Genomic DNA, 25,252 nt, shown 5'->3' with positions numbered 1-25,252 from the left:
GGAGACGCGCATCCGGTGATCGATCGGCGACGGGCGGGAGCCCGGAGACCACGGGCCGCCGCAGTCCCGGGCTTGGCGTCGGAGTGCAGGTCTACGTCCGTGAGCATGATCCTGTGTCGTCGGACGACTGGATCGGCGAGCCGACGGGCGTGATCATCGCGCCGGGCGACCGCGGGCTGCGCAACGTCTACGGGCCGCAGGACGGCCTGACGACGTGGACGGTGTCGTTCTTCGAGCCCCAGCACCGACGCGACGGACGCGGACCGTACGAGACGGCGATCATCCCGGCGTCGCTCCTCGTGGCCGAGGAACCGTACGACCGCTGAGGTCCCGCATCCTGCCGCTCCGCTGAACCGGTTCGGCACCCACTACCTCCCGGCGCGCCGCGAACCTACAATGTCGGCATGTTCGTCGAGGGCACCCTTCGATGGCAGGTCACGGAGGACTGCCCGTGGGACCTGCTCGTCGCCCTCGCCGTGCGCGAGCTCGCCGGTCTCCACGGCCGGGTGGAGCCCGCGCTTCCGCGACTCGAGCCGACGGTGCTCCCGGTGCTGCATTCCGGGCGGGCGGAGGCGGTGGACGGGCGTAGTGCATCCGCACCGGTGCCGCGCACGCGGCCGGCTCCGTTCATCCATCCCGCTCGTCCCGCCGGACGACCGGCTGCGCCCGCCGCCGACCCGGATACGGCGCGGGAGGATGGCGCTGCCGCCCTCGCCCGGCAGTGGGAGGCGTGGTTCGAGGTGGCGGCCGACCGGCACCGCCGGCTCACGGCGCCACTGCTGCGGCCTCCGCATTTCGAGGCGTTCGACCGGGTGATCGAGCTGCAGGATGCGGTGATCGCCCACTACGAGGCGGCCGCCGGGTGGGCGACCGCGCGGCACGCCGAGTACCTGGTGGACAGCGCCGAGCACCACGCCCGCCGTGCCGCCGACATCGTCGACGTCGTCCGGGAGCGCGAGCACGAGCTCCGGCGTCAGGCCGGGTACTTCCGGCTCGACATCGACGTGCTCCCGCTCGCCGAGAAGGGCACCTGGATCGTCGGCCCGCACACGGTCGTGGTCAGCGCGTCGCTGCGAAACGACTCCGTCGCCTTCCGCGACTGGCTGCGCCCGTTGGTCGCCGCCCTCGTCTGACGCCCGAGCGGCGGATCAGGCCGGGCGCTTGGCGGGGGAGACGGTGAGCGCCGGGTCGGTCTGCGCCACGTCGCCGACGGCCTCGTCGATGCGTCCCATGATGTCGCCGGATAGACGCACGCCGGCGGCCGCGGCGTTCGACCGCACCTGCTCCGGGCGCGACGCGCCGACGATCGCGCCGGACACGTTCTGGTTCTGCAGCACCCACGCCACGGCGAGCTGCGCCATGGTGATGCCGAGCTCGTCCGCGATCGGCTGGAGTCCCTGCACCGCGGTCAGCACCTCGTCGCGCATGAATCCGCGGATGGCGTCGGCGCCGCCCTTCTCGTCGGCCGCGCGGCTGCCCTCCGGTGCCTGCTGTCCCGGCTTGTACTTGCCGGTGAGCACGCCCTGGGCGACCGGCGACCAGACGATCTGCGAGATCCCGAGCTCGCCCGAGGTGGGCACGACCTGCTTCTCGATGACGCGCCACAGCATCGAGTACTGCGGCTGGTTCGAGATGAGCTGGATGTTGAGCTCCTTGGCGAGCGCGTGTCCCGCGCGCAGCTGGTCGGCCGTCCACTCGCTGACGCCGATGTAGAGGGCCTTGCCGGCGCGGACGACGTCGGCGAACGCCTGCATCGTCTCCTCGAGTGGGGTCTCGTGGTCATACCGGTGCGCCTGGTACAGGTCGACGTAGTCGGTGCCGAGGCGCTGCAGCGATCCGTCGATCGATTCGAGGATGTGCTTGCGTGAGAGCCCGACGTCGTTGTGGCCCTTGGGGCCCGTCGGCCAGTAGACCTTGGTGAAGATCTCGAGGGAGGCGCGGCGCTGGCTCTTCAGGGCGTCGCCGAGCACCTGCTCCGCGACCGTGTTGGCGTACGCGTCCGCGGTGTCGAACGTCGTGATCCCCGCGTCGAGGGCGGCGTGCACGCACTCGGTCGCCGTGTCGTTCTCGACCTGCGAGCCGTGGGTGAGCCAGTTGCCGTAGATGATCTCCGAGATCTTGAGACCGCTGTTGCCGAGGTACCTGAATTCCATGCCCCCAAACGTACGTCGCCGAGTCCGCGAAGTGCACGTCGTGGTCGCTATTCGCCGGTTTTAGGCGCCACGACGTGCACTTCGGCGGAGGAGGGTCCCGCGTGTCGGCGGCGGGTGAGAAGCTGGAGTCGTGGGACGAGCGGATGGCAGCCAGCGGCAGGTGAGCGCGGCCGACGTCGACGACTCGGAGTCCGCCATCCTGCATGTCGACATGGATGCGTTCTTCGCGTCCGTCGAGCTGCTGGAGCGCCCCGACGCCCGCGGCAAGCCGGCGATCGTCGGGCATGCGGGCGGCCGCGGCGTCGTGACGAGCGCGACCTACGAGGCGCGGCGGTACGGCGTGCGCAGCGCGATGCCCATGTCGCAAGCGCTCCGGCTGTGTCCGAACGCGATCATCCTCCCGCCCCACTACGACCGGTACACCGAGTACTCGGCGAAGGTGATGGACATCTTCCGGGAGGTCACACCGCTGGTGGAACCGCTCAGCATCGACGAGGCGTTCCTCGATGTGTCGGGCGCCCGCCGCCTGCTCGGGTCGCCGCGCCGCATCGCCGAGCTGATCCGGTCGCGGGTGCAGGAGGAGACCGGGCTGACCTGCTCGGTCGGGGTGGCGGCGACGAAGTTCATGGCGAAGCTCGCCTCGGGCCGCGCCAAGCCGGACGGCCTGCTGGTCATCCCGCGCTCCGAGACGCTCGCCTTCCTCCGCCCGCTCCAGGTGGGCGCGCTGTGGGGCGTCGGTGCGAGCACGCAGGCGTCGCTGGAGCGGATGGGGCTGCTCACGGTCGGCGACCTCGCGGACGCCCCGCTGCACGTGCTTCAGAAAGCCGTCGGAGACGCGAGCGGCCGCAAGCTCCACGAGCTCGCGAACGGCCGGGACGACCGCGGCATCGTCACCGAGTCGCGCGAGAAGAGCATCGGCCACGAGAACACCTTCGGAACGGATGTCGGCGACCTGGACGTCCTCCGCCGCGAATTCCTGCGCTTGTCGGGCCGGGTCGGCGAGCGGCTCCGCAAGCACGCGATGATCGCCCGCACGGTGTCGATCAAGGTGCGGTTCTCCGACTTCCGGACGATCACGCGGTCGCGCACGCTGGCGGAGCCGACCAACGTCGGCAGGCGCCTGTTCGAGGAGGCGTGGGATGTGTTCGGCGCCCTCAACCTCGACGTGCGGCAGACGCCGCTGCGGCTCATCGGCGTCCGCGCAGAGCAGCTGCTCGAAGCGGGCGGCGACGCGGTCGCCCTGTGGGACCCGGATGAGGAGTGGCGCGAGACCGAGCGCACCCTCGACGCGGTGAGCGCGCGGTTCGGCCGCGGGATGATCGGACCGGCCTCCCTGGTGCGCCGTGCGCGCGACGCCGACGAGGAGGAGCGCGACGGCCGCAACCCGAAGTACGTGAGCGACTGAACGGGCCTGGTCGCACGGGAAGCCGGGGGCTACGCTCAGGCGTATGACGAACATCTCGCTCAAGCTCGCGGAGACCCTCAGCGCCTCCGGCATCAAGTCGGTCTACGGCGAGCCCGTCGTCGTCGACGGGACCACCATCGTGCCGGTGGCGGCCGTCCAGTTCGGTTTCGGCGCGGGAGTCGTGGGCGAGGGCGGCGAGGACGCCCCCGGCGGCGGTGGCGGCGGCGGATGGGCCGTGCCCTTCGGCGCGTACGTCTCCGACGAGACCGGGGTCCGGTTCCGTCCGAACCTGATCACGCTGCTGGCGATCGGCATCCCGTTCGTCTGGGTGGCCGGTCACGCCTGGTCGCGCGTGATCCGCGCGCTCAAGAAGTAGCACCGTGCCCTCAGCGGACTAGTATTGGGGGCGAACACGGGAGTCCGGTGAGCCGGGCTGAGAGGAGACTTCTCCAAGTCTCGACCGTCGAACCTGATCTGGGTCATGCCAGCGCAGGGAGGCCATCTCACATCCCGTGCCCTGTTTCGCTGAATGAAAGGGCACGTCCAGTGCATGCAACCATCACCTCCACGTCCACCGGCGCGCGTTCGCGCGTCTTCCGCTGGCGCGTCGTCGACATCGTCGTCGCCAGCGTCGTCGCCGTCGCGTCCGGCGTCGTCTTCTGGGTCTGGGGCATCGTCCAGAACCCGATCTCGGGCCCGGTCGGGGCCGTCCTCCCGGGCTTCCAGGGCATCCTGAACGGCCCGTGGCTGTTCGCCGGGGTACTCGTGGCACTCATCGTGCGGAAGCCCGGCGCCGCGCTGTTCGGCGAGGTCGTCGCGGCCACCGTCTCAGCGCTGATCGGCACGCAGTGGGGATTCGCGACCCTGCTCTCCGGCGTCGTGCAGGGACTCGGCGCCGAGATCGTCTTCGCGCTGTTCCTCTACGCGAACTGGCGCCTCGTACCCGCCCTCCTGGCCGGCGCCGGCGCCGGGATCGCTGAGTCGATCCTCGACCTCCTGTACTGGTACCCGGGGTCCAAGCCGGAGTTCGCGATCACGTATGCGATCACCACGACGATCTCGGGCATCGTGGTCGCGGGCCTCGGCTCGTGGCTGCTCGTCCGTGCACTCGCGAAGACGGGGGCGCTCAGCCGCTTCGCCGCGGGCCGCGAGTCGCGGACGGCGTCGCGGGCCTGACGGCCGTGGAGTCGGGACTGACCGCCCCAGCCGGGGTCCGGGTCGACGGGTGGGGCTGGCGTTACGCCGGACGGGACGCCTGGGCGGCCCGCGGGGTCGATCTGCGGATCGAGCCGGGGGAGCGCGTGCTGCTGCTCGGCGCGTCCGGCGCGGGCAAGAGCACGCTCCTCGCGGGCCTGGCCGGTGTGCTCGGCGGGGATGACGACGGCGAGGCCGAAGGGTCGCTGACCGTCGGCGGCCGACCGCCTGCGTCGGCGCGAGGGACGGCGGGACTGCTGCTGCAGGATCCGGACGCCCAGGTCATCCTCGCCCGGGTCGGCGACGATGTGGCCTTCGCGTGCGAGAACCTCGGGGTGCCGCGCGACGAGTTGTGGGCACGCGTCCGGCGGGCACTGAGTGACGTCGGCCTCGACGTGCCGCTCGACCGGTCGACGAGCCAGCTCTCCGGCGGTCAGAAGCAGCGCCTGGCGCTGGCCGGCCTTCTCGCCATGCGGCCCGGCCTGCTGCTGCTCGACGAGCCGACCGCGAACCTCGACCCCGACGGGGTGCTGGAGGTTCGGGATGCGGTTCGCTCGGCCCTCGACGCCACCGGCGCCACCCTGGTCGTCGTCGAGCACCGCGTGGCGGTGTGGCGCGACCTGGTGACGCGCGTCGTGGTGCTCGGGGCCAACGGCGGTGTGCTGGCCGACGGCGAACCCGGCAAGGTCCTCGCCGATACGGCCGGAGAGCTGCGGCGCGCCGGCGTGTGGCTGCCCGGCACGCCGGTGCCACGCTCGCCGTCCGTCGCCGAGGGCACCCCGCTGCTGACGGCGCGGTCGCTGGTGTTCGGCCGGGGGCCGGCGGTGACGCGGGGCCGGAAAGGCGGGCGTCCGCCGGTCGGGGCCCCGGTCGGCCGTCCGGTCGACGCCGCCGTCCGCGAGGGTTCGGCCCTGGCGCTGACCGGAGCGAACGGAGCCGGCAAGTCGACCCTCGCGCTGACTCTCGGCGGCCTGCTGCCGCCGCTCGGCGGCGCGCTCGTCGCCGAGCCGGACCTGGCGGCCGGAGCATCCACCGACCCGGCGACCTGGCGCTCGCGCGAGCTGCTCACCCGCATCGGCAGCGTCTTCCAGAACCCCGAGCACCAGTTCATCGCCTCCACGGTGCGGGAGGAGCTCGCCGCGGGGCCCCGGGCACTGCGTCTGGCGGCCGACGATGTCGAGCGCCGGGTGGACGAGCTGCTCGACGGGCTCGCGCTGACCGACGTGGCCGACGCGAATCCGTTCACGCTGTCCGGTGGTCAGAAGCGCCGGCTCTCGGTCGGCACCGCGCTCGCGACCCGGCCACGCCTCCTGGTGCTGGACGAGCCGACCTTCGGCCAGGACGCGCGCACCTGGGACGGCCTCGTGCGGATGATCGCCGACCTGCGGCGGGACGGTCACGCCATCGTCGCGGCGACGCACGACGCAGAGTTCATCGAGGCCGTCGGTGCCGCCGCACTCCGCCTCGACGTCGCGGAGGTGCGCGCATGACCCTGCTGCAGCCCCTCCGCACCGGCCCGCTCGCGACGCTCAATCCTGTCGCGAAGCTGGGCGCGGCGCTCATCGTCACGGTCGCCCTGCTCCTGTCGATCGACCCGGTCTCGGCCGGCGTCGCCCTGGGGCTGGAGCTCGTGCTTCTGACGCTCGCGCGCATCCCGCTCCGCTCCGTCGTCGTGCGGACCGCCCCGGTGTGGATCGCAGCCCCGCTCGCCGGGCTCACGACCGTGCTCTACGGGCAGACGTCCGGCACCGTCTACGTGCAGTGGTGGGCAATCGAGATCAGCGACGGCTCGATCGCCCTCGGCGTGGCGACCGCCCTGCGCGTGCTCGCCATCGGCCTGCCCGCGGTGCTGCTGTTCGTCACTATCGACCCGACCGACCTGGCGGATGGATTGGCGCAGCTGGTGCGCCTGCCCGCGCGTTTCGTGATCGGCGGGCTCGCTGCTCTCCGTCTGGTCGGACTGTTCGCGGAGGACTGGCGCGCCCTCACCCTGGCGCGCCGTGCGCGCGGCGTCGCGGAGTCGGGCGCCTTCCGCCGGTTCCTCGGGCAGTCGTTCGCCCTGTTCGTGCTGTCGCTGCGCCGCGGCACGAAGCTGGCGACGGCGATGGAGGCGCGCGGCTTCGGTGCGCCCGGGACGCGCACGTGGGCGCGCCCCTCCGTCTTCCGCGGGCGCGATTGGGCCGCCCTGGTCGTCGCGGCGCTGGTCGCCGGGCTCGCGATCGCGGCGGCCGTCGCAGCGGGGAGCTGGAATGCACCGCTCAGCTGACGACCCGATCGGCGTGCTCCGCTCAGCCGTCGCACGGGCCGTCGCCGACGCGACGAGCGCCGGCCGGACCCCGATCGTGCTGATCGACGGACCGAGCGGCGCCGGCAAGAGCACCCTCGCCGACCTCCTCATCGCGCGCTGGCCGGCGGAGGGGCGCCCGCGGCTCGTGCGCATGGACGACCTGTACCCGGGATGGGACGGCCTCGATGCGGGAAGCGAGGCGCTCGGCCGTGACCTCCTCGAGCCGCTCCGGGCGATCGGCGCGGGTAGCTGGCGGCGCTGGGACTGGGCGGGCCATCATCCGGCCGGGGCCGAGCTGGTGGCCGGCGGCGAGCCGCTCGTGGTCGAGGGATGCGGCACGCTCTCGCGCCGGAACGCCGCCTGCGCGGACCTGACCGTCTGGCTGGAAGCGGACGACGCCCTGCGCAAAGAGCGCGCGCTCGCCCGTGACGGTGAGACGTTCGCGGCGGAGTGGGACCGCTGGCAGGCGCAGTTCGAGCGGTTCGTCGCCCGCGAGCATCCACGTGCCGCCGCGAACCTCGTCCTGGACGTGACGGGACTCGACCTGCCGGGTGGGATCACCGAGGTCCGATCGGGTACTACGGTGGAGTCATGACCGACGCACGACAGGACCCCGAATACATCGTCGAGTACGCCGACGGGCCGCTCGTCGGCCAGAGCGACCGCCGCTTCCTCGTGGACGGCAAGGTGGACGAGCGCATCGGCGTGATCGCCGCCGTCGAAGGCCTGGAGTCGACGTTCTGGTACGTCGCGGGCGAGGAGCGCGAGGTCGAGGGCCAGAAGCTGGTGTCGTACCACTTCGACGCTCCGGACTCCGACCCGGTGGAGGCCGACAAGGAAGACGAGTCGATCTTCGGGAACGGCGCCTGACCTCCCGCTGATGCCGGCCTCCCGCTGATTCCCGTGGGTTACGCCGGTCGTCCTGGCTAAGCCCAGCCCAGCTCGTGCAGACGCTCGTCGTCGATGCCGTAGTAGTGGGCGATCTCGTGCACGAGCGTGATGTGGATCTCGTCGCGCAGTTCGTCCTCGTCGGCGCTGATCGCGAGGAGCGGCTCTCGGTAGAGCACGATGCGGTCCGGCATCTCGCCGAAGCCGTACGTGTCGCGCTCGGTGAGGGCGACACCCTCGTACAGGCCGAGCAGGTCGAGGGAGCCGTCCTCCGGGCGGTCCTCCACGACGAACACGACGTTGTCGAGGCCGTCGACCATCTCATCCGGGAGCTGATCGAGCTCGTCCGTGACCATCGCCTCGAAGGCGTCCTGGTCGAGGTCGAGCGTCACGCGCGGCTCACCACGCCTCGGCGACGGCGGCGTGGAGGTCGAGCAGCCCGGCCGTGCGCTCGCTCGGGCCGCGGCCGAACCCGCACTCGGTCGCGACGCCGAAGCGGGGCTGCGCGGTCGCGGCCGCCTGCGCCCGGCGACGCGCGCCCTCCACGCCGTCCTCGTGATGCAGCAGCCCGAGGTACAGCTCGGTCTCCGCGGGAACCACGACGTCGGCGAGCGGTGCGAAGTACTCCGCGTCGTCCCGTTCGATCGGCACCGGGAGGTGCACCCACGTGACGGGGCGCGGAGAGGCGTCGAGGATGCCGCGGAGCACCGCGGCGAGGCGCCCCGCATCGGTGGGCTGAACGAAGTGCTGCTCCTCCACATCGCCATAACAGAGGTGATAGCCGAGCTGCACGTCGGCGGGCACCGCCGCGGCCTGCCGGACGGCGCGCTCGACGACGCCGTCGAGCACGTCGGCGCCGAACCACGACGGCATCCGCCCTTCGAGCAGCGCGAACTCGACGGCGGTGTCCCACTGGATCGCGAGGTCGTCGTGCGGGATGCCGTCGAGGATGCGCCGCAGCTCGCCGAAGAGTGCCCGCTCGTAGGCGGGTTCGACAGCGGCGCGGTCCTCCGGCACGATGAACGGCCCGACCACGCCGGCCGGTGTCGGCAGGGACACCTGGAAGCGCACGCCCGCCGGGATCACGCCATCCTCGCGGAGGCTGCGGAACACGCCGTACGAGTCGAGAGCCGCCTCCGCATAGCCGAGGTCGGGGAAGACGAGGTCGTCGGCGGACACACCCTCATCGAGATGGAACGGACGCGGGTCGAACACGCCGCGCAGCAGCGGCGCATCACCGGGGATGCGCGAAAGGCCGCTCATCGTGTCGAGGCGGCCCGTCTGGAACTGCACCCAGTAAAAGCGTTCGCCCACCTCGCCGTCCGGGATGCGGCGCATCCGGTCGCCGAGATGGGCGTTCACGGTGCGGAACACCGTCTCGGCGTCCGGCAGGTTGACGCTGCCGACGAGATGGGCTCCGCGGATGGCGGGGGAGACGGGGGCGTGCTCGGTGCTCACTCGCGCGAGTCTACCGGCGGCCGCCGCCCGCCTTCCCGGCTCTCAGGTCAGTACCAGTTGACGGCCTCGGAGTGGCCCCACGCGGCGCACGGAGTTCCGTACCCGCGGGAGATGTAGTCGAGTCCCCACTTGATCTGGGTGGTGGCGTTGGTCGCCCAGTCGGTGCCGAACGACGCCATCTTGCTGCCCGGGAGGGCCTGCGGGATGCCGGTCGCACCGCTGCCGGGGTTGGACGCCTGGTAGTTCCACTGCGACTCGCGCTGCCACAGCTGCTCGAGGCACTGGAACTGGTCGGCGCCCCAGCCGTACTGGCTGGCGGCGAGGCTCGCGGCCGTCGCCTTCGCGCCCGCCGGAGTGTTGGCGTTGGCGAGAGCGGCGGCGGCAGCAGCGGCGGCCTCGGCGGCACGGCGGTCGGCCTCGGCGCCGGCGGCGGCCAGGGCGTCGGACGCGGCCTGGGTCGCCACGATGCTGTCGCGGAGGGTGTCCTCGTCGAGCTTGGTGTAGCCGCTCAGGCCGGCGATCGCGGTCTTCGCCGCCGACGCGTCGGCCTTGGCCTGGTTCGCGTTGACGGTGGCCTCTGCTCCGGTCAGCGTCGTCTTCGCCTGGCGCTCGAGACGGTCGCGCACGATCGAGTCGTACACGGAGAGCTGCTCGTGGCGCATCCCGGTGGCCTCGGAGAGTTCGCGGGTCTTCCGCTCGCTCTCCTGCTGCTGGGCCATCGCGGGGGCGAGGAGGCTGGCGCTGACCAGCACGGCGGCGGCACCGGAGACGATGCGGCCGAAGGGAATGGGACTGCTCTTGAGGGTGGTACGGAGAGAACTCAGCATGCTTTTCCTGGATCGGGCTTCCCCGCCTGACGCATGGCGACGCCGTGGGCGTCCATGCGACCGGACCGTGTGTTTTCGGGTGGTCCTGCGGGCTGACTGCCGCGCGGCACGCGCGGAAGCGCCTCGTGGACCCGTGGTCCGGAAGGCGCGGCATGCGGCGCGGGTGTGCCGGGCGTGGGAAGGGCTGCGTGTCCAGGGCGACGCCGGGGGACGTCTCAGGTTGGGGGCCTTGCGGGTTCGGGGCCTGGATGCGCGCCTGCGCGGCACGGACGGCTTTCACTGCCGTCGGTAAATGACCCTAGGCGCTGTTTCTGGACGGTTCGGGCATAGATCCTGGCAAACTCGTGTACGCGTCAACGACCTGTCGGCGAGTCGGTCGGAGCCTCCGCGCGCTCCTCGGCCTCCACCTCGGCTTCTGCCGCATCCATGCGCCGGTCGGTGACCCAGAGCATCGGGATGAGCTGCAGCACGACCAGGATGCCCATCACGAGGAAGACCCAGCGCACGCCGAACAGTTGACCGATGAGGCCGCCGGCGAGTGCGCCCAGCGGCATCGTGCCCCAGGCGAGCAGGCGGTACGCGCTGTTCACGCGCCCGAGAAGGCGCGTGGGGGTGACGCGCTGCCGCAACGAGACGGTGATCACGTTCCAGATCGAGACGGTGACGCCCCCGATCAGCATGCCCGCCGCGATGACGAAGGGGTTCGTGGTGAAGAACGGCGTCGCGACGGTGAGGAGGGAGCCGACGATGGTCAATGCGAGGCCGCGCGCCCGTCCGAGTAGGCGCTCTGCCGGCTCCGCGAGGAAGGTGCCGAGCACGCTTCCGACGGCCGACGCCGTCAGCAGCAGCCCGTATCCCGGGTCGGTCAGCTTCATGGCCGACTGCGGGCCGACGGCATACAGCACGAACACGGTGAAAACGGCGGAGCTCGCGAAGTTGAAGACGCCCACCATGATGGCGAGCGTGCGCAGCAGCGTGCTGCCGCGGAGGAAGCGGAGGCCCTCGGCGATGTCGGCGCGGATCGTCGTGCGCTCTGGGCGATCGGCCCGGTAATGCCCGCGGACGAGCAGCAGCATCCCGATCGCCGCGAGCCACAGCAGGACGGGCGCGCCGAACGCGAGTGCGACACCGGTCGCCACCAGGAAGCCTCCGAGCGGAGGGCCGACGAACTCGTTCGCGGTCAGCTCTGCCGCGTAGAGGCGCCCGTTCGCCCGGGAGAGGCGGTCGCGCGGGACGAGCTGCGGCAGGATCGACTGGGATGACGTGTCGTACACGGTCTCCGCGACGCCGATGCAGATCGCCGCCGCGTACAGCATCCAGATGGACCCGATCCCGGTCAGCGTGGCCATCGTCAGGAAGGCGAGGAAGAGCGCGCGGGCCGCGTTCGCGACGAGCATCAGGCGCCGGCGATCCAGCCGGTCGGCGAGCGCTCCGGCCGTCAGCGCGAACAGCAGCCAGGGGAGGGTGAAGGCGAACGTGAGGCCGGCGATGATCGCGGGGGAGTCGGTGTAGCGGATTGCGACGAGTGGCAGTGCGACCTTCATCACGCCGTCGGCGAGGTTCGAGAGGCCTGCCGAGGTCCACAGCTTCCAGTAGCGTGCGCCGAGTCCGTTCGCGGTCATACGGCAAGGGTTGCACAGTGATTGAGAAAACTCAATCGATGGATGAAACCCCAATCCGCGCTAAGGTCGGAGCGTGACCGACGAAGCCAGCACCGACGCAGGACCGGACGCCAAGCGCCGCCCGGCGACGCCGCAGGAGCTCAAGGCCCTGTCGCATCCGCTGCGTGTCCGCATCGTGCGGCTCTGCGGCGACCGCGAGCTCACCAACAAGCAATTGGCCGACCGCTTGAGCGTCGACCCGGGCACGGCGTACTACCACGTGCGCCAGCTGGTCGACGCGGGGTTCCTGGAGCCGGCGGAGGTGCGGACGGGGGAGACGGGCGCTCTCGAGAAGCCCTACCGCTCCACCGGGCGCACCTGGTGGCTGTCCGTGCCTCTGGAGGACCTCGACCTGAGCGACGGCTTCGCGCCGGTGGATGCGTTCCAGCAGGAGCTCGCCGAGGCCGGTCCCGCATCCATCGCGACGTACGCGCGCTTCTCGCTGCATCTCTCACCCGCGGACGTGGCCGAACTCGACCGGCGCATCGTCGCCGTCATCGACGAGTACGTGGAGACCGACGCCGAGCGGCGGCACCTGCCCGCGCACGGCGGGCTGTTCCTGCTGCACAGGACGGCCTCCCCGGCCGACGATGAGGGAGAGGACGCCGGGAAGGCGTCCTAGAGCGCCGTCGCGGCGGCCGCGAGCACCTGCGCCAGGGTCGGCACGCCCTCCGCGCGGAAGACCTCCGTGCCGTCCGGCGCTTCGACGACCACCGTCGGGGTGGAGCGGATGCGGTCGTGCTCGGCGCGCTCCAGGTTGCGTGCCACATCCAGCTCAGTCACCACGATCCGCGGCGCGAGTCGCGTCGCCTCGGCGAGCACGGCACGCGTCTGCATGCACGGCTCGCAGAAGGCGGACGTGTAGAGAGTGAGCTGCGCCTTCCCGGTGACCTCCGGGACAACGGCCGGTGTCGAATCCACACCGTCAGTGTACGTCCGGGGAAATCGCGGCGACGATCGCGCGGAGCGGGCCGTCGGCGCCACCGCCGGGGGAGCGGGACGAACAGAATCGTCCCGTGAGCCGAACGACCTTCACGCGCTACGTCGCCCTCGGAGACTCGCTCACCGAGGGCCTCTGCGACCGCGCCCCCGGGCACGCGGACGCCTTCCTCGGCTGGGCCGACCGCCTGGCCGGAATCCTCGACGGCGACGCTCGGCTCGCCGGCGCCTCGCTGGAGTTCGCCAACCTGGCCGTGCGCGGTCGCCGCATCGCCGACGTGGTGGATGCGCAGATCCCGCACGCGCTCGACCTGCGGCCCGACCTCGTCTCCGTGATGATCGGCGGGAACGACCTGATGAGCCCCGCGGCCGACCCGGACGCGCTCGCCACGCGGCTCGAAGCGGGCATCCGCGACCTCCGGGCCGCGGGGACGACCGTCCTGCTCGCCAACATCTTCGATCCGCAGTTCGCCTTCTTCCTCAAGCCGTTCCGCGGGCGCGCGGCCGTCTTCAACGCGAACATCTGGAGCATCGCGCGGGATCAGCGCGCGATCGTGCTCGACGTGTGGGGCGTCCGCGAGTTCCGCGACGCGGCGATGTGGGCATCCGACCGCGTGCACCTGAGCACGCGCGGCCACCGGCTCCTCGCCGCGCAGGCCGCCCACGCCCTCGGGGTGCCGTACGCCGAGGTGAGCGGGCCGGAGACGACGGTCGCGCCGGAGGCGACGGCGCCGATGCCGCCCGACTCGGTGCCGTTCCGGACCTGGTTGCGGGTGTACGCCATCCCGTGGATCGCCCGGCGGGTGCGGCACGTGTCGACCGGCGACGGGATGGGGCCGAAGCTCCCGGTGCCGCAGCGGGTCGACTTCGGGGCACTGTCCGGCCCTGTCGGGGGCCAGCATTAGACTCCTGTTATGGCTACTTCCTCGGATCGACTGGTCTGGATCGACTGCGAGATGACCGGCCTCGACCTCGAGGTCGATGAGCTCGTCGAGATCGCGGTGGTCATCACCGACTTCGAGCTGAACGTGCTCGACCCCGGTCTCAGCATCGTCATCAAGCCCGACGACTCCGCGCTCGAGAACATGGGCGACTTCGTCCGGCAGATGCACACCACCTCGGGCCTGATCGAGGAGATCCCGAACGGCAAGAGCCTCGCCGAGGCCGAGTACGAGGTGCTCGAGTACGTGCTGAAGTTCGCGCCGACCGCTCGGACGGCCCCGCTCGCCGGCAACACGATCGGCACCGACCGCATGTTCATCGCCAAGTACATGCCGCGGCTCGACAACCACCTGCACTACCGCAACGTGGATGTGTCCTCGATCAAGGAGCTCGCTCGCCGCTGGTTCCCGCGCATCTACTTCAACGCCCCGGAGAAGAACGGCGGCCACCGGGCGCTCGCCGACATCCTCGAGTCGATCCGCGAGCTCGACTACTACCGCTCGGCCGCGTTCGTCGCACCGCCCGGGCCCACAACGGAGGACACCCAGGCGCTGGCCGCGGGCGTGGTGGAAAAATGGGCTCCCCGCATGTACTAGAATCGATGAGTTGCTTCGGTCGATCCGCGTGATCGGCGAGGCGCCGTGGTGGGTATAGCTCAGTTGGTAGAGCGCCTGGTTGTGGTCCAGGAGGTCGCGGGTTCAAGCCCCGTTACTCACCCCACACAGGGCCGGACTCCCGTAGTCCGGCCCTTTTTTCGCATCCCCACGCCCCCGTCGAGTCCGCAAACTTTGCACGCTCGGGGCGCCGAAAACGTACAAAGTTCGTGTACTCGACGGTGGGGGATGCGCAGAGGAGTGAGGGTGCCCCCGGCAGGAATCGAACCTGCGACCAAGAGATGAGAAGCACCGCGAGAGTTGCTCCACGGTGCCCCCGGCAGGAATCGAACCTGCGACCAAGAGATGAGAAGCACCGCGAGAGTTGCTCCACGGTGCCCCCGGCAGGAATCGAACCTGCGACCAAGAGATGAGAAGCACCGCGAGAGTTGCTCCACGGTGCCCCCGGCAGGAATCGAACCTGCGACCAAGAGATTAGAAGGCTCCTGCTCTATCCGCTGAGCTACGGGGGCGTCGAGTCAACGATACCGGAGCGCTCCGCTGCCGCCGCGTCAGAGCGTCTGGCCGGTCTTCCCCGCGCGGGTGACGATCGCGATCACGGGGCGGCGCCCGCGGAGGCCGAAGCGGAGGCGGAGGCTCGCCTGCCGGGCGACCAGCACGGCGATCACGGCAGCCGCCGCGGCGGGCACGAGCCCGGAGATCGCCATGGCGACGTGCGGGCCGACCTGCTCCACGATCCACCCCATCAGCGGGCCGCCGAGGGCCTGCCCGCCGAGCAGCACGAGGATGTACAGCGAGATCACGCGCCCGCGGATCTGCACGTTCGACGACATCTGCACCAGGGAGTTGGCCGCGGTGATGAAGAGCAGGTTGCCGACGCCGATGGCGACGAGCAGTAGCCCGAAGGCCAGCTCGCCCGGCGCGAATCCGGCGAGTGCCTGCACGATCCCGAGGGCTGCGGCGGTTCCGACGACCATGGACAGCCGGACGCTGGTGCGGCGCGTCGAAGCAAGTGCGCCGGTGAGCGCGCCGGCGGCGACGAGCGCGTTGAACATCCCGTAGCCCTGCGCGCCGACGTTGTAGACGTCGTTCGCGTAGGCGGCGAGGAACACGGGCATGTTGAAGGCGAACAGGGCGACAACGGCGACCATGACGATCGTCCAGAAGATCACCGGCTTGCGGCGCACGTACCGCATCCCTTCGGCGAGCTGCCCCTTGCCGCGGGGAGCCGCGGGCGACGCGTGCAGCTCCGACCGCTTGAGCGTCGCCACGGCGAACACCACGGCGAGGCACGCGACGGCGTTGATGGCGAACGACCATCCGCCTCCGACCGCGGTGATGAGGATGCCGCCGACGGCCGGCCCGATGAGCCCGCCGAGCTGGAAGATCGACGAGTTCAGGCTGATCGCATTGCGCAGGTAGCGCGGACCGACGAGCTCGTTGACGAACACCTGACGTGCCGGGTTGTCGACGACCGTGACGAGACCGAGGGTGAACGAGATCGCGTAGACGTGCCAGACCTCGATGGTGCCGGTCAGCGTGAGCACGGCGAGCAGCGCCGCGAGCGCGGCCGCGCACGACTGCGTGATGACGAGCAGCCGCTGCTTGGAGTAGCGGTCGGTGATCACTCCGCCCCAGAGGCCGAAGAGCAGCATCGGCGTGAACTGCATGAACACGGTGACGCCGACGGCGGCGACGCTTCCGGACAGCTGCAGCACCAGCCAGTCCATCGCGATGCGCTGCATCCACACCGCCGTGTTGGCGACCAGGTTGCTCGCCGCGAACCGGCGGTAGTTCGGCACCCGCAGCGAGGCGAACGTCTCGCGCCACGGCGGCCGGGTGGAGAGGACCGGCATGGGTCCGGTGGGCGGGGCGGCTGCGGGGGAGTGCGCCACTGCGTGTTACCTCGATGTCGTCGCTGGTTCCGTATGAAGTCTCCCTTCGACCCTACGCAATCCGGACTATTCTTGGAGCCGATCACGGCTATAAGTCCCATTGGCTTTTCGAATGGATGCGGAATGTTCGACCCGGTACTGCTGCAGACCTTCCTCGCCGTCGCCGACACGCGGAGCTTCACCAAGGCCGCCGGGCGGCTGGGCATCAGCCAGCCGACCGTGAGCCAGCACATCCGCAAACTCGAGCAGGCGGCGAAGCGTCAGCTCATCGCCCGCGACACGCGTGAGGTGCGGCTGACGGACAACGGGGATGCGATGGCCGGCTTCGCCCGCACCATCCTGGCCGCGCACGCCGAGGCGGAGAGCTACTTCAGCGGGTCGGCCATGCGCGGGCGCCTGCGTTTCGGCGCGGCAGACGATCTCGCGATCACGACGCTCCCGCGCATCCTTCGACATTTCCGCCAGCAGAACCCGCAGATCAACCTCGAGCTGACCGTCGACCAGTCCGGCCCGCTGCACCGCAAGCTGAAGGCAGGCCAGCTCGACCTCATCTTCATCAAGCAGACGCCGGGCACGACGGAGGGTGCGGTCGTGGCGACCGACGAGCTGGTGTGGATGGGGCAGGAGAAGACCGTGCTCGATCCGGACGGGCCCGTGCCGCTCATCTCGTACCAGGGTCCGAGCCTCAGTCGTCAGGTCGCGATCGACGCGCTGGAGGCGGCGGGCCGCACCTGGCGGATCACGTGTAACACCCGCGAGGTGAACGGCGTGCTCGCCGCGGTCCGGGCGGGAATCGGTGTCGCCGTCTTCCCGCGGTCGCTCATCCCCACCGATCTGATCAAGGTGACGAACCGCTTCGGGCTGCCGGAGCTCGGCCACGTCGACTTCACGCTGCTGTCCAACCCGTCGGCCGCTCGGGAGCCGGTGGATGCGCTGACCACCGCGATCCTGGCCCGCGCCGTCAGCCGCGTGGCCTGAGCCGGCTCAGCCTTCGATCGGCACCGCGTCCGGATCTGAGGGCCGCACGCCGCCGTCCGCCGACTTCCGGCGGAGGGTCAGCGCGATCAGCGGGAAGAGCAGCACCGACAGCATCCCCGCTCCGACCAGGGCCGTCGCGGTCCCGACCTGCAGATCGTGTTCCCGCACGCCGATCGCGGTCACCGCGACGATGATCGGCAGCCCGGTCGCGCTGAACAGCGTCAGTGCCGCCCGGTCGCGGAACGTCGAGCCCGGTGGCACGAGGAACGACGCGGGGACACCGCGCAGGAGGAGCAGCAGGACGAGGAAGATCGGCAGCAGGATCAGTGCCCGCGGGTCGCCGAGCAGCGCCTTCAGGTCGAAGCCGATGCCCGTGTTGATGAAGAACACCGGCACCAGCACGCCGAAGGCGACGGCCTCCAGCTTGCTCTCGATGTGATGCGCGTCCTCCGGCTTCGCCCCGGAGAGCAGGATGCGGCAGAGCACCCCCGCGGCGAACGCGCCGAGCAGCATGTCGAGTCCGAGGGCGATGCTCAGCCCGACGAGGGCCGCGATGACGCACACCACGAACCGAACGGCGAACTGGCCGCTGGTGTGCAGCGTCGCCCGGACGAGCCGGTGGAAGCGCTCGTGGCCGCCGCGGGAGGCGAACCAGATCGCTGCGCCGGCGATCACGGCGAACCCGATCAGCACCAGGGCGGCGGCGAACGGTTTCCGGCCGCTGAGGAACAGCGAGATCGCGAGCAGCGGGCCGAACTCGCCGACGGCGCCGACCGCGGTGACGACGCGTCCGAACGGCGTGTGCATCTCGCCGGCGTCGCGCAGCACCGGCATCAGCGTCCCGAGGGCCGTCGACGTGAGTGCGATGCCGATGTAGACGCCGGGGACGATCGATCCCGCGATGAGCGTGGCGAGCACGATCGCGAACACCAGCGAGAACAGCCAGCCCAGTGAGGCACGTCTCAGCGGCCGGCCGGCGATGGCCGGAAAGTCGATCTCGTTGCCCGCCATGAAGAACAGGAAGGCCAGGCCGAAGTTGGCGATCGCATCCAGGCCGGCCGTCTCCGGCACCCAGCCGAGGACGCTGGGGCCGATGATCAGGCCGAGGACGATCTCGAACACCACGAGCGGGATCTTCACGAACCGCCCGACCGCCGTGGTGAGGAGCGCGGCCAGGACGCCGAGGAGGGGGACGAGCACGACGCTCGATACGGCGGGTTCCATGGGCGCATGCTAGCGACCGGCACGGCGTTCGCGGCAGACCGTTCGTGAGAGAACGGTCGCGTTCACATGGGCGAAACCGGACGGGGATAATCTGGCGTCATGCGCGAACTTCAGGCACAGATCATCGAAGAGCTGCACGTCCGTCCGGAGATCGACCCCGCCGCCGAGATCGAGCGACGTGTCGGCTTCCTGGTCGACTACCTCCGGGCGACGGGTGCGGCCGGTTTCGTCCTCGGCATCAGCGGTGGCCAGGACTCCAGCCTCGCCGGGCGGCTCGCCCAGCTGGCGGTCGAGCGTCTCGCGGCGGAGGGGACGGACGCCGACTTCATCGCGGTCCGTCTGCCCTACGCCGTGCAGCGGGACGAGGAGGACGCGCAACTGGCGCTGTCCTTCATCCAGCCGAAGAGCTCGGTCGTCTTCAACATCCAGCGCGGCACCGACGGCGTCGAGGACGAGTACGCGGATGCGCTCGGGGAGCCGATGACCGACTTCGTGAAAGGCAATGTCAAGGCGCGCATCCGCATGGTCGCCCAGTACGCGATCGCCGGCCAGCGCACTCTGCTCGTGATCGGCACGGACCACGCGGCCGAGGCGGTGACCGGTTTCTTCACCAAGTACGGCGACGGCGGCACGGACATCCTCCCGCTGAGCGGCCTCACCAAGCGGCAGGGCAAGCAGCTGCTCGCGCACCTGGGTGCACCCGCCCGGCTGTACGAGAAGGCGCCGACGGCCGACCTGCTCGACCTCAACCCGGGCCAGACCGACGAGGACAACCTGGGGCTGACGTACGTCGACATCGACGACTTCCTCGAGGGGAAGGACGTGTCGGACGAGGTCGCGGAGGCGCTGGAGGCGCGATACCGGGCGACCGAGCACAAGCGGCAGCCGCCGGCGAGCATGTTCGACTCGTGGTGGGGCGAGACCGCGTACAGCCGCTGAGCTGTCCGAGGAACGACGAAGGGCGCCGGCGTGATGCCGGCGCCCTTCGTGTCGGGTGGAGTGCGTTGCCGCCGAAGCGGAGGTCGTCAGACGGGCTGGCCCAGGCGGCTGGTAGGCGACGTGTCCTGCTGCTGAGCGCCGGCCGCCGCGGCCTGGACGAACGGGTTCGTCTCGGCGGTGTCGTCCCGCGCGGGCGCAGCCGTCGCGGGAGCCGCCGCGGTCGCCGGTGCGGCGTACTGCTCGTGGTGCTGCTGGGCGACCCAGGCATCCTGCTGGGCGATCAGCGAGCGCTCGGTGTCGGTGTTCTCGAACCGCCACCGCTCGAGGTCGCTCTGGAAGATGCGGCGGGCGCGGCGCGGGTTGTTCTGCCACTCGAGCAGGCGGTCGCGGAACTCCGCGATCGCGGGATCGAGCTGGTAGCCGAAGGTGGCCGACGCGCGCTTCATCTCGGCGAGCTGGTGGCCCGCCCAGGTGGCCGCGAGGCCTGCCGTCTTGATCGGGAGCAGCCGGACCATGATGTCGGCCTGGCCGACGGCGCGGTCGGAGAGCACCTGCTCGGCAGGGGTGAGGGAGTTCCAGACGGAGGCCTCGGTCGCGGCGTCGACGAGCGCGGCGATCGCGGACGCCTTCTGCTGGCGGTCGGTGCGGGAGAGGAGTCTCTTGAGGGCGCCTCGGGCGATCCATGCGGAGATCAGGCCGGAGACGATCACGGCGACCGCGAGGACCGCCGCGTAGAAGATCGCCGGGCGCGCGGCCGGCGACGTGAGCCAATCGACGAAGTCATTCCACCACTGCATGCCGTGATGGTAGCCGCGGTTGTCCACCTCGACGCGGACCCTTTCCGTCGTGTCGTCAAACGGGCACGGCGTCCGCCGCGCACGACGTCCGCGCCGCGCGGCAGAATGGAGGCGACGATCGAAAGGGGACCCCATGCAGACCTTCGTGCTGGCAGGCGGATGCTTCTGGTGCCTGGATGCCGTGTACCGCGTGCTCCGCGGCGTGCAGGATGTCGTGTCCGGCTACACCGGCGGGACGACCGTCGATCCGACCTACGAGGAGGTGTGCACCGGCCGCACCGGCCACGCGGAGGCGGTGGCGGTCACGTTCGACCCCGAGGTCATCCCGCCGAGCGTCATCCTCGACGTCTTCTTCACGCTGCACGACCCGCGCCAGCTGAACCGGCAGGGCAACGACATCGGGACCCAGTACCGCTCGGCGATGTTCTACGACAGCGAGCACGAGCGCGAGCTGTTCGAGGGTGCGCGCGACCGCGCTGCCGAGTACTGGGACGGCGGGATCGTGACAACGATCGACCCGCTCGGGCCGTTCTACCGCGCCGAGGAGTACCACCAGGACTTCTTCGCGAAGAACCCGGGCCAGGGGTACTGCCTCGCCGTCGCCCTGCCGAAGGTGAACAAGATCCGCGCCTCCTACGCGGACTACGTGGCGGCCTGAATCCGTCCACCTCTTTCGGGTTCCGCCCGTTCTCCACAGATCCGCTGATCCCCGGCCGCCGACGCACGCGACCGGCGAGGCTGGGGTTGTGCCCGCCGCAGGAGCGGGCGCAGAGAAGAGGAGAACATGTCCGACACCGTGGCCGTCCGCGGCTTCGTCGCCACCGAGCCCCGTCACCTCGTCACCGAGGGCGGCGTGCCGATCACGAGTTTCCGGCTCGTCACCACGCACCGCCGCTACAACCGCCAGGCGTCCTCCTGGGAGGACGGCGGCAGCAACTGGTACACCGTGAGCGCCTTCCGGCGTCTCGCTCTGGGCACCGCGGAGTCCATCACGAAGGGCGATCCCGTGCTGGTCGCCGGGCGGCTGTGCCTGCGCGAGTGGACGGGCGAGAAGCAGGGCATGACGGTCGAGATCGAGGCGGAGTCGATCGGGCACGACCTCACCTGGGGGCGATCGCGGTTCACGCGGGCGGCCGGAGCGGATACCGACGGTGATCCTGTATCGGCACCTCCCGAGGGAATCCCAGCGGCGGCACCCTAAGATGCCGGATATGCCGTCTTCCGTGGTCCGCCGGGCTGGTTCGCCCGCCGCGTCAGCTCTCACACTGGTGGCCGGACTGACCGTTGCGCTCGCCCTCGCCGGGTGCACGGGCTCCACGCCCAAGGCGTCCGTGACACCCACCGCGACACCGACGGCCACGAGCACGGCAACACCGACGCCGGCTGGGCTGGTGCCGGGCGGCACGGCGCAGGAGAACCTCGCCTACTTCGACACGGTGAACCATGCGACGCTCGCTGCGAACCCGAACGCCCAGGGTCGTGACTTCATCGACGCGCTCGTCAAGGCCGGTTTCACCAAGGCCGACATGCAGGTGACCGTCGACACGACGACCATCGGGCTCAAGGCGAACTCGATCCAGTTCTCGGTGCGGATGGGCGACACCTGCCTGATCGGCCAGAACGGCGCCGACGCGGGCGGATACTCCAGCATGGTGACGCCCGTGCTGTCCACCGGGAACTGCCTTATCGGGCAGACCCGTCCGATCGACTGGTAGGGCCGGAGCCGCCCGGGAGGCGGCGCAGGGCCGGTATCCTCGAATACGGCAGTAAGCCGACGACAGGGAGTTGAAGAAGAAGAGTGGCCGAATACATTTACTCGATGGTGCGCGCCCGCAAGGCGGTCGGCGACAAGGTGATCCTCGACGATGTCACGATGGCGTTCCTGCCGGGAGCGAAGATCGGCGTCGTGGGTCCCAACGGCGCCGGTAAGTCCACCATCCTGAAGATCATGGCCGGTCTGGACACGCCCTCCAACGGCGACGCCAAGCTCAGCCCCGGCTACACGGTCGGCATCCTCATGCAGGAGCCCGAGCTCGACGAGAACAAGACCGTCCTCGAGAACGTCCAGGAGGGCGTGGGAGAGATCAAGCAGAAGGTCGACCGCTTCAACGAGATCTCCGGCCTGCTCGCCGACCCGGACGCCGATTTCGACACGCTCCTCGCCGAGATGGGCACGCTGCAGGAGCAGATCGACGCCGCCGACGCCTGGGACCTCGACTCGCAGCTCGACCAGGCGATGGATGCGCTCCGCTGCCCGCCGGGGGACTGGCCGGTCCACACGCTCTCCGGTGGTGAGAAGCGCCGTGTCGCGCTCTGCAAGCTGCTGCTGCAGAAGCCGGACCTCCTGCTCCTCGACGAGCCCACCAACCACCTCGACGCCGAGAGCGTGCTCTGGCTCGAGCAGCACCTGGCCAAGTACCACGGCGCCGTTCTCGCCGTGACCCACGACCGGTACTTCCTCGACCACGTGGCCGAGTGGATCGCCGAGGTCGACCGCGGTCACCTGTACCCGTACGAGGGCAACTACTCGACCTACCTCGAGAAGAAGCGCGAGCGCCTCGAGGTCCAGGGCAAGAAGGACGCGAAACTCGCCAAGCGCCTCTCCGAGGAGCTCGACTGGGTGCGCAGCAACGCCAAGGGGCGCCAGGCCAAGTCGAAGGCCCGTCTGGCCCGCTACGAGGAGATGGCAGCCGAGGCGGAGCGCACGAGGAAGCTCGACTTCGAGGAGATCCAGATCCCGCCGGGCCCGCGCCTCGGTCAGATCGTGATCGACGCGAAGAACCTCGAGAAGGGCTTCGGCGACCGCAAGCTCATCGACGGCCTCACGTTCACGCTGCCCCGCAACGGCATCGTCGGCGTCATCGGCCCGAACGGTGTCGGAAAGACGACGCTGTTCAAGACGATCGTCGGCCTCGAGCCGCTCGACGGCGGAGACCTGAAGGTCGGCGAGACCGTGCAGATCTCCTACGTCGACCAGACGCGTGGCGGCATCGATCCCAACAAGAACGTCTGGGAGGTCGTGTCCGACGGGCTCGACTACATCCAGGTCGGCAAGACCGAGGTGCCGTCGCGGGCCTACGTCTCCACCTTCGGCTTCAAGGGACCGGACCAGCAGAAGAAGGCGGGCGTGCTCTCCGGTGGTGAGCGCAACCGCCTGAACCTCGCCCTCACCCTGAAGCAGGGCGGCAACCTGCTGCTCCTCGACGAGCCGACGAACGACCTCGACGTCGAGACGCTGTCCAGCCTGGAGAACGCCCTGCTCGAGTTCCCCGGCTGCGCTGTGGTCATCACCCACGACCGGTGGTTCCTCGACCGGATCGCGACCCACATCCTGGCCTACGAGGGCACCGAGGAGAACCCGGCTGACTGGTACTGGTTCGAGGGAAACTTCGAGGCGTACGAGGAGAACAAGGTCGACCGCCTGGGCCCCGACGCCGCGAAGCCCCACCGCTCCGCGTACCGCAAGCTCACGCGCGACTGAGTCGGCCGGCCATGCGACTGCACGTCCCGATCAAGCTCCGCTGGAGCGACCTCGACGCCTACGGCCACGTCAACAACGCCGAGATGCTGCGCCTCCTGGAGGAGGCGCGCATCGAGGCGTTCTGGGCGACGGACGATTCCGATGGCGACGCCAACGGCGCGGCGGCCGGGAGCGGCGAAGCCGTAGGCGGGTCGACCGCGGTCCTCGACGGCCGTCCGGGTGCGGACACGCTCACGCTGATCGCGCGGCAGGAGATCGAGTACCTGGCGCCCATCCCTTACCTTCGTCAGCCGCTCGACGTGCAGCTCTGGTTGGGCCGCCTCGGCGGCGCGAGCCTCGAGGTCTGCTACGAGGTCTGGTCGCCGGAGGGCACGGAGCCGAAGACGTTGTTCTCGCGCGCGGCCACCACGATCGTGCTCGTCGACGCGACCACACAGCGGCCGCGCCGGATCAACGAGCGCGAGCGGGACGCCTGGACGCCGTACCTCGACGAGCCGGTGGCGTTCGCCAAGCGGTCCTAGACGACGCCCCGCTCCTCGCTCACGGGGTCGGTGTCGGTGCCGGGTTGCTCTGCACCGGGTTCGGGCTGAAGGAGTTCTCCCACACCGCCCGAGATCCCGCCTCGCCGATCACGATCACCTCGACGACCGTTCCGACGGCCAGCACGACCGCGATCACCGTCAGCACGATGATCGCGATCCGGCGCACCGTCACGCTCGGCCGACGCGGCGAGTCCGGCCGGTCAAAGAAGAAGAACCACGCCCACTGCACGACGGTGAACGCGAACAGTGCGATCACCCACGGCAGGAGTATCCGCCCGAGGGCCGCGTGCTGCTGGATCAGCGGTGTAGCGGGCAGACGCGCCTGCAGCCACTCGCCGGCCTCCATGACCACGGGGACCAGGATCAGGTCAGCCAGCGCGAGCAGCGGCACCACGATCCCGAGCCGTCGGCGTGCTGCCGGCCAGATCGGCACCAGCAGGGCGGCGATCGCCGTCAGCGGCACCAGAACGACGACGAAGTGGACCAGGAGGACGTGCAGCGGCAGTCCGTTGACCTCCACGGCGCGCCCTACGCGGTGACGGTGACGGAGTCGCCCGACACGGTCGCCTTCAGCTTCGGCAGCGGATCGCGCGCAGGGCCGTTGAGGACATCACCGGTCGTCGCGTCGAACTTCGAGCCGTGGCACGGGCAATCGAACTCCTTGCCCTGCGGCGCGACCGTGCACCCCTGATGCGTGCAGACGGCGCTGAACGCCACCACCTGACCGGCGGACGGCTGCGACACCACGATGGGCTTTCCCGCGAGCGTGGCCGACACGGCGCCGCCGACGGGGATGGACGCGAGCGAGACCTCGGCCGTTCCGCCGCCCGCGGACGAGCCGCCGTCCCCGGACCCGGATCCGGATCCGTTCGCGTCCTGTCCGCCGCCGGGTGTGCAGGCGGCGAGCAGGACCGCGCCGGCGGAAGCCCCGCCGATCGTGACGAGGGTGCGGCGGGTGAGCGGTGCGTGGTCGTTCATGCGGATTCCTCCCGTTCGGCGGATACGTCTTCTACGGTTATCACGAGACG

30 protein-coding genes, 2 tRNA genes and 1 riboswitch are annotated in these 25,252 nt (G+C 70.4%); of the genes, 20 read left to right on the top strand and 12 right to left on the bottom strand.

Annotation, left to right across the window (positions count from 1 at the left end; genetic code table 11):
• The first annotated feature begins 113 nt into the window (after positions 1–113).
• Positions 114–326, top strand: a complete 213-nt coding sequence (locus tag BLR91_RS09625; protein WP_231371044.1) for a hypothetical protein — start codon at positions 114–116, stop codon at positions 324–326.
• 78 nt (positions 327–404) lie between these two features.
• Entirely contained in the window at positions 405–1,133 is a 729-nt protein-coding gene (locus BLR91_RS09620; RefSeq protein ID WP_089875504.1) for a hypothetical protein, read from the top strand.
• Between the two features lie 15 nt (positions 1,134–1,148).
• On the opposite strand, the gene BLR91_RS09615 is transcribed toward BLR91_RS09620, so the two are convergent.
• Positions 1,149–2,153, bottom strand: coding sequence for an aldo/keto reductase family protein (locus tag BLR91_RS09615; RefSeq protein ID WP_089875505.1), 1,005 nt, complete (start codon positions 2,151–2,153; stop codon positions 1,149–1,151).
• Positions 2,154–2,283: 130 nt separating this feature from the next.
• Here BLR91_RS09615 and BLR91_RS09610 point away from each other — a divergent pair, with 130 nt between their 5' ends.
• From BLR91_RS09610 to BLR91_RS09580, 7 genes are all read left to right on the top strand, one after another.
• Positions 2,284–3,558: a DNA polymerase IV gene (locus BLR91_RS09610; RefSeq protein ID WP_231918873.1), complete on the top strand. Its 1,275-nt coding sequence runs from the start codon at positions 2,284–2,286 to the stop codon at positions 3,556–3,558.
• Between the two features lie 43 nt (positions 3,559–3,601).
• A complete protein-coding gene (locus BLR91_RS09605; protein WP_018190743.1) occupies positions 3,602–3,934 on the top strand; it encodes a spore germination protein GerW family protein in 333 nt (110 codons plus the stop codon).
• Between the two features lie 26 nt (positions 3,935–3,960).
• Positions 3,961–4,071: riboswitch (TPP riboswitch) on the top strand.
• A gap of 33 nt (positions 4,072–4,104) precedes the next feature.
• Positions 4,105–4,734 (top strand): ECF transporter S component, encoded by a 630-nt coding sequence (locus tag BLR91_RS09600; protein ID WP_089875507.1) that lies wholly within the window; start codon positions 4,105–4,107, stop codon positions 4,732–4,734.
• 5 nt (positions 4,735–4,739) lie between these two features.
• Positions 4,740–6,242, top strand: a complete 1,503-nt coding sequence (locus BLR91_RS09595) for an ABC transporter ATP-binding protein (RefSeq protein WP_172823202.1) — start codon at positions 4,740–4,742, stop codon at positions 6,240–6,242.
• On the top strand, positions 6,239–7,018 hold the full coding sequence (locus BLR91_RS09590) for an energy-coupling factor transporter transmembrane component T family protein (protein WP_089875508.1): 780 nt from the start codon (positions 6,239–6,241) through the stop codon (positions 7,016–7,018). The genes BLR91_RS09595 and BLR91_RS09590 overlap by 4 nt, the downstream gene beginning before the upstream one ends.
• Positions 7,002–7,634 (top strand): ATP-binding protein, encoded by a 633-nt coding sequence (locus BLR91_RS09585; protein WP_089875509.1) that lies wholly within the window; start codon positions 7,002–7,004, stop codon positions 7,632–7,634. The genes BLR91_RS09590 and BLR91_RS09585 overlap by 17 nt, the downstream gene beginning before the upstream one ends.
• Positions 7,631–7,909, top strand: coding sequence for a hypothetical protein (locus BLR91_RS09580; RefSeq protein ID WP_018190748.1), 279 nt, complete (start codon positions 7,631–7,633; stop codon positions 7,907–7,909). Before BLR91_RS09585 ends, BLR91_RS09580 begins: the two co-directional genes overlap by 4 nt.
• Before the next feature lie 56 nt (positions 7,910–7,965).
• Here BLR91_RS09580 and BLR91_RS09575 read toward each other — a convergent pair whose 3' ends face one another.
• The 4 genes from BLR91_RS09575 to BLR91_RS09560 all read right to left on the bottom strand — a co-directional run bounded on the left by BLR91_RS09575 (position 7,966) and on the right by BLR91_RS09560 (position 11,834).
• Positions 7,966–8,283 (bottom strand): metallopeptidase family protein, encoded by a 318-nt coding sequence (locus tag BLR91_RS09575; protein ID WP_039731272.1) that lies wholly within the window; start codon positions 8,281–8,283, stop codon positions 7,966–7,968.
• Positions 8,284–8,326: 43 nt separating this feature from the next.
• The gene (locus BLR91_RS09570; protein WP_089875510.1) at positions 8,327–9,385 is read right to left on the bottom strand and encodes a hypothetical protein; all 1,059 of its coding nucleotides are present in this window, start codon (positions 9,383–9,385) and stop codon (positions 8,327–8,329) included.
• A gap of 47 nt (positions 9,386–9,432) precedes the next feature.
• Positions 9,433–10,212, bottom strand: a complete 780-nt coding sequence (locus BLR91_RS09565; RefSeq protein WP_018190751.1) for a hypothetical protein — start codon at positions 10,210–10,212, stop codon at positions 9,433–9,435.
• Positions 10,213–10,565: 353 nt separating this feature from the next.
• Positions 10,566–11,834, bottom strand: a complete 1,269-nt coding sequence (locus tag BLR91_RS09560; protein WP_089875511.1) for an MFS transporter — start codon at positions 11,832–11,834, stop codon at positions 10,566–10,568.
• A gap of 73 nt (positions 11,835–11,907) precedes the next feature.
• On the opposite strand from BLR91_RS09560, the gene BLR91_RS09555 reads away from it, so the two are divergent.
• The gene (locus BLR91_RS09555) at positions 11,908–12,495 is read left to right on the top strand and encodes an ArsR/SmtB family transcription factor (protein ID WP_089875512.1); all 588 of its coding nucleotides are present in this window, start codon (positions 11,908–11,910) and stop codon (positions 12,493–12,495) included.
• On the opposite strand, the gene BLR91_RS09550 is transcribed toward BLR91_RS09555, so the two are convergent.
• The gene (locus BLR91_RS09550; protein WP_089875513.1) at positions 12,492–12,794 is read right to left on the bottom strand and encodes a thioredoxin domain-containing protein; all 303 of its coding nucleotides are present in this window, start codon (positions 12,792–12,794) and stop codon (positions 12,492–12,494) included. The two genes, BLR91_RS09555 and BLR91_RS09550, sit on opposite strands and share 4 nt — an antisense overlap.
• 95 nt (positions 12,795–12,889) lie before the next feature.
• Here BLR91_RS09550 and BLR91_RS09545 point away from each other — a divergent pair, with 95 nt between their 5' ends.
• The 3 genes from BLR91_RS09545 (at position 12,890) to BLR91_RS09535 (ending at position 14,474) form a co-directional block, all read left to right on the top strand.
• Entirely contained in the window at positions 12,890–13,717 is an 828-nt protein-coding gene (locus tag BLR91_RS09545; RefSeq protein ID WP_089875514.1) for an SGNH/GDSL hydrolase family protein, read from the top strand.
• A 9-nt stretch (positions 13,718–13,726) separates the two neighbouring features.
• Positions 13,727–14,350, top strand: a complete 624-nt coding sequence (gene orn / locus BLR91_RS09540) for an oligoribonuclease (RefSeq protein WP_029042786.1) — start codon at positions 13,727–13,729, stop codon at positions 14,348–14,350.
• 48 nt (positions 14,351–14,398) lie between these two features.
• Positions 14,399–14,474 (top strand) — tRNA-His (locus BLR91_RS09535).
• A gap of 333 nt (positions 14,475–14,807) precedes the next feature.
• Here BLR91_RS09535 and BLR91_RS09530 read toward each other — a convergent pair.
• A tRNA-Arg gene (locus BLR91_RS09530) sits at positions 14,808–14,880 on the bottom strand.
• Positions 14,881–14,919: 39 nt separating this feature from the next.
• The gene (locus BLR91_RS09525) at positions 14,920–16,224 is read right to left on the bottom strand and encodes an MFS transporter (protein WP_089875515.1); all 1,305 of its coding nucleotides are present in this window, start codon (positions 16,222–16,224) and stop codon (positions 14,920–14,922) included.
• 162 nt (positions 16,225–16,386) lie between these two features.
• Between BLR91_RS09525 and BLR91_RS09520 the strand changes: the two genes are divergently transcribed.
• Positions 16,387–17,241 (top strand): LysR substrate-binding domain-containing protein, encoded by an 855-nt coding sequence (locus tag BLR91_RS09520; protein ID WP_018190758.1) that lies wholly within the window; start codon positions 16,387–16,389, stop codon positions 17,239–17,241.
• A gap of 6 nt (positions 17,242–17,247) precedes the next feature.
• On the opposite strand, the gene BLR91_RS09515 is transcribed toward BLR91_RS09520, so the two are convergent.
• On the bottom strand, positions 17,248–18,465 hold the full coding sequence (locus tag BLR91_RS09515; protein ID WP_089875516.1) for a cation:proton antiporter: 1,218 nt from the start codon (positions 18,463–18,465) through the stop codon (positions 17,248–17,250).
• A gap of 99 nt (positions 18,466–18,564) precedes the next feature.
• Between BLR91_RS09515 and nadE the strand changes: the two genes are divergently transcribed.
• On the top strand, positions 18,565–19,404 hold the full coding sequence (gene nadE, locus BLR91_RS09510; RefSeq protein ID WP_089875517.1) for an ammonia-dependent NAD(+) synthetase: 840 nt from the start codon (positions 18,565–18,567) through the stop codon (positions 19,402–19,404).
• Positions 19,405–19,490: 86 nt separating this feature from the next.
• Here the strand turns inward: nadE and BLR91_RS09505 are convergent, their stop codons facing one another.
• Positions 19,491–20,201: a hypothetical protein gene (locus BLR91_RS09505; RefSeq protein ID WP_231918872.1), complete on the bottom strand. Its 711-nt coding sequence runs from the start codon at positions 20,199–20,201 to the stop codon at positions 19,491–19,493.
• A gap of 133 nt (positions 20,202–20,334) precedes the next feature.
• On the opposite strand from BLR91_RS09505, the gene msrA reads away from it, so the two are divergent.
• The 5 genes from msrA (at position 20,335) to BLR91_RS09480 (ending at position 24,203) form a co-directional block, all read left to right on the top strand.
• Positions 20,335–20,859 (top strand): peptide-methionine (S)-S-oxide reductase MsrA, encoded by a 525-nt coding sequence (gene msrA, locus BLR91_RS09500; RefSeq protein WP_089875519.1) that lies wholly within the window; start codon positions 20,335–20,337, stop codon positions 20,857–20,859.
• Between the two features lie 126 nt (positions 20,860–20,985).
• Positions 20,986–21,402 carry a single-stranded DNA-binding protein gene (locus tag BLR91_RS09495; RefSeq protein WP_020074938.1) on the top strand — a complete coding sequence of 139 codons (417 nt, stop codon included), beginning with the start codon at positions 20,986–20,988 and terminating at the stop codon, positions 21,400–21,402.
• A 10-nt stretch (positions 21,403–21,412) separates the two neighbouring features.
• Complete coding sequence (locus BLR91_RS09490) at positions 21,413–21,916, top strand: DUF6993 domain-containing protein (RefSeq protein WP_231918871.1); 504 nt, start codon at positions 21,413–21,415, stop codon at positions 21,914–21,916.
• Positions 21,917–21,999: 83 nt separating this feature from the next.
• Positions 22,000–23,682 (top strand): energy-dependent translational throttle protein EttA, encoded by a 1,683-nt coding sequence (gene ettA, locus BLR91_RS09485; RefSeq protein WP_089875520.1) that lies wholly within the window; start codon positions 22,000–22,002, stop codon positions 23,680–23,682.
• Between the two features lie 11 nt (positions 23,683–23,693).
• Positions 23,694–24,203: an acyl-CoA thioesterase gene (locus tag BLR91_RS09480; RefSeq protein WP_089875521.1), complete on the top strand. Its 510-nt coding sequence runs from the start codon at positions 23,694–23,696 to the stop codon at positions 24,201–24,203.
• A gap of 19 nt (positions 24,204–24,222) precedes the next feature.
• Here the strand turns inward: BLR91_RS09480 and BLR91_RS09475 are convergent, their stop codons facing one another.
• Positions 24,223–24,744 carry a hypothetical protein gene (locus BLR91_RS09475; protein WP_089875522.1) on the bottom strand — a complete coding sequence of 174 codons (522 nt, stop codon included), beginning with the start codon at positions 24,742–24,744 and terminating at the stop codon, positions 24,223–24,225.
• Positions 24,745–24,752: 8 nt separating this feature from the next.
• A complete protein-coding gene (locus BLR91_RS09470; protein WP_089875523.1) occupies positions 24,753–25,202 on the bottom strand; it encodes a QcrA and Rieske domain-containing protein in 450 nt (149 codons plus the stop codon).
• Positions 25,203–25,252 lie beyond the last annotated feature (50 nt).

This window comes from Leifsonia sp. 466MF, from assembly GCF_900100265.1.
Taxonomy (GTDB): domain Bacteria; phylum Actinomycetota; class Actinomycetes; order Actinomycetales; family Microbacteriaceae; genus Leifsonia.
The sequence above is the reverse complement of the archived record's forward strand: the minus strand, read 5'-3'. Positions and strand labels throughout refer to the sequence as shown.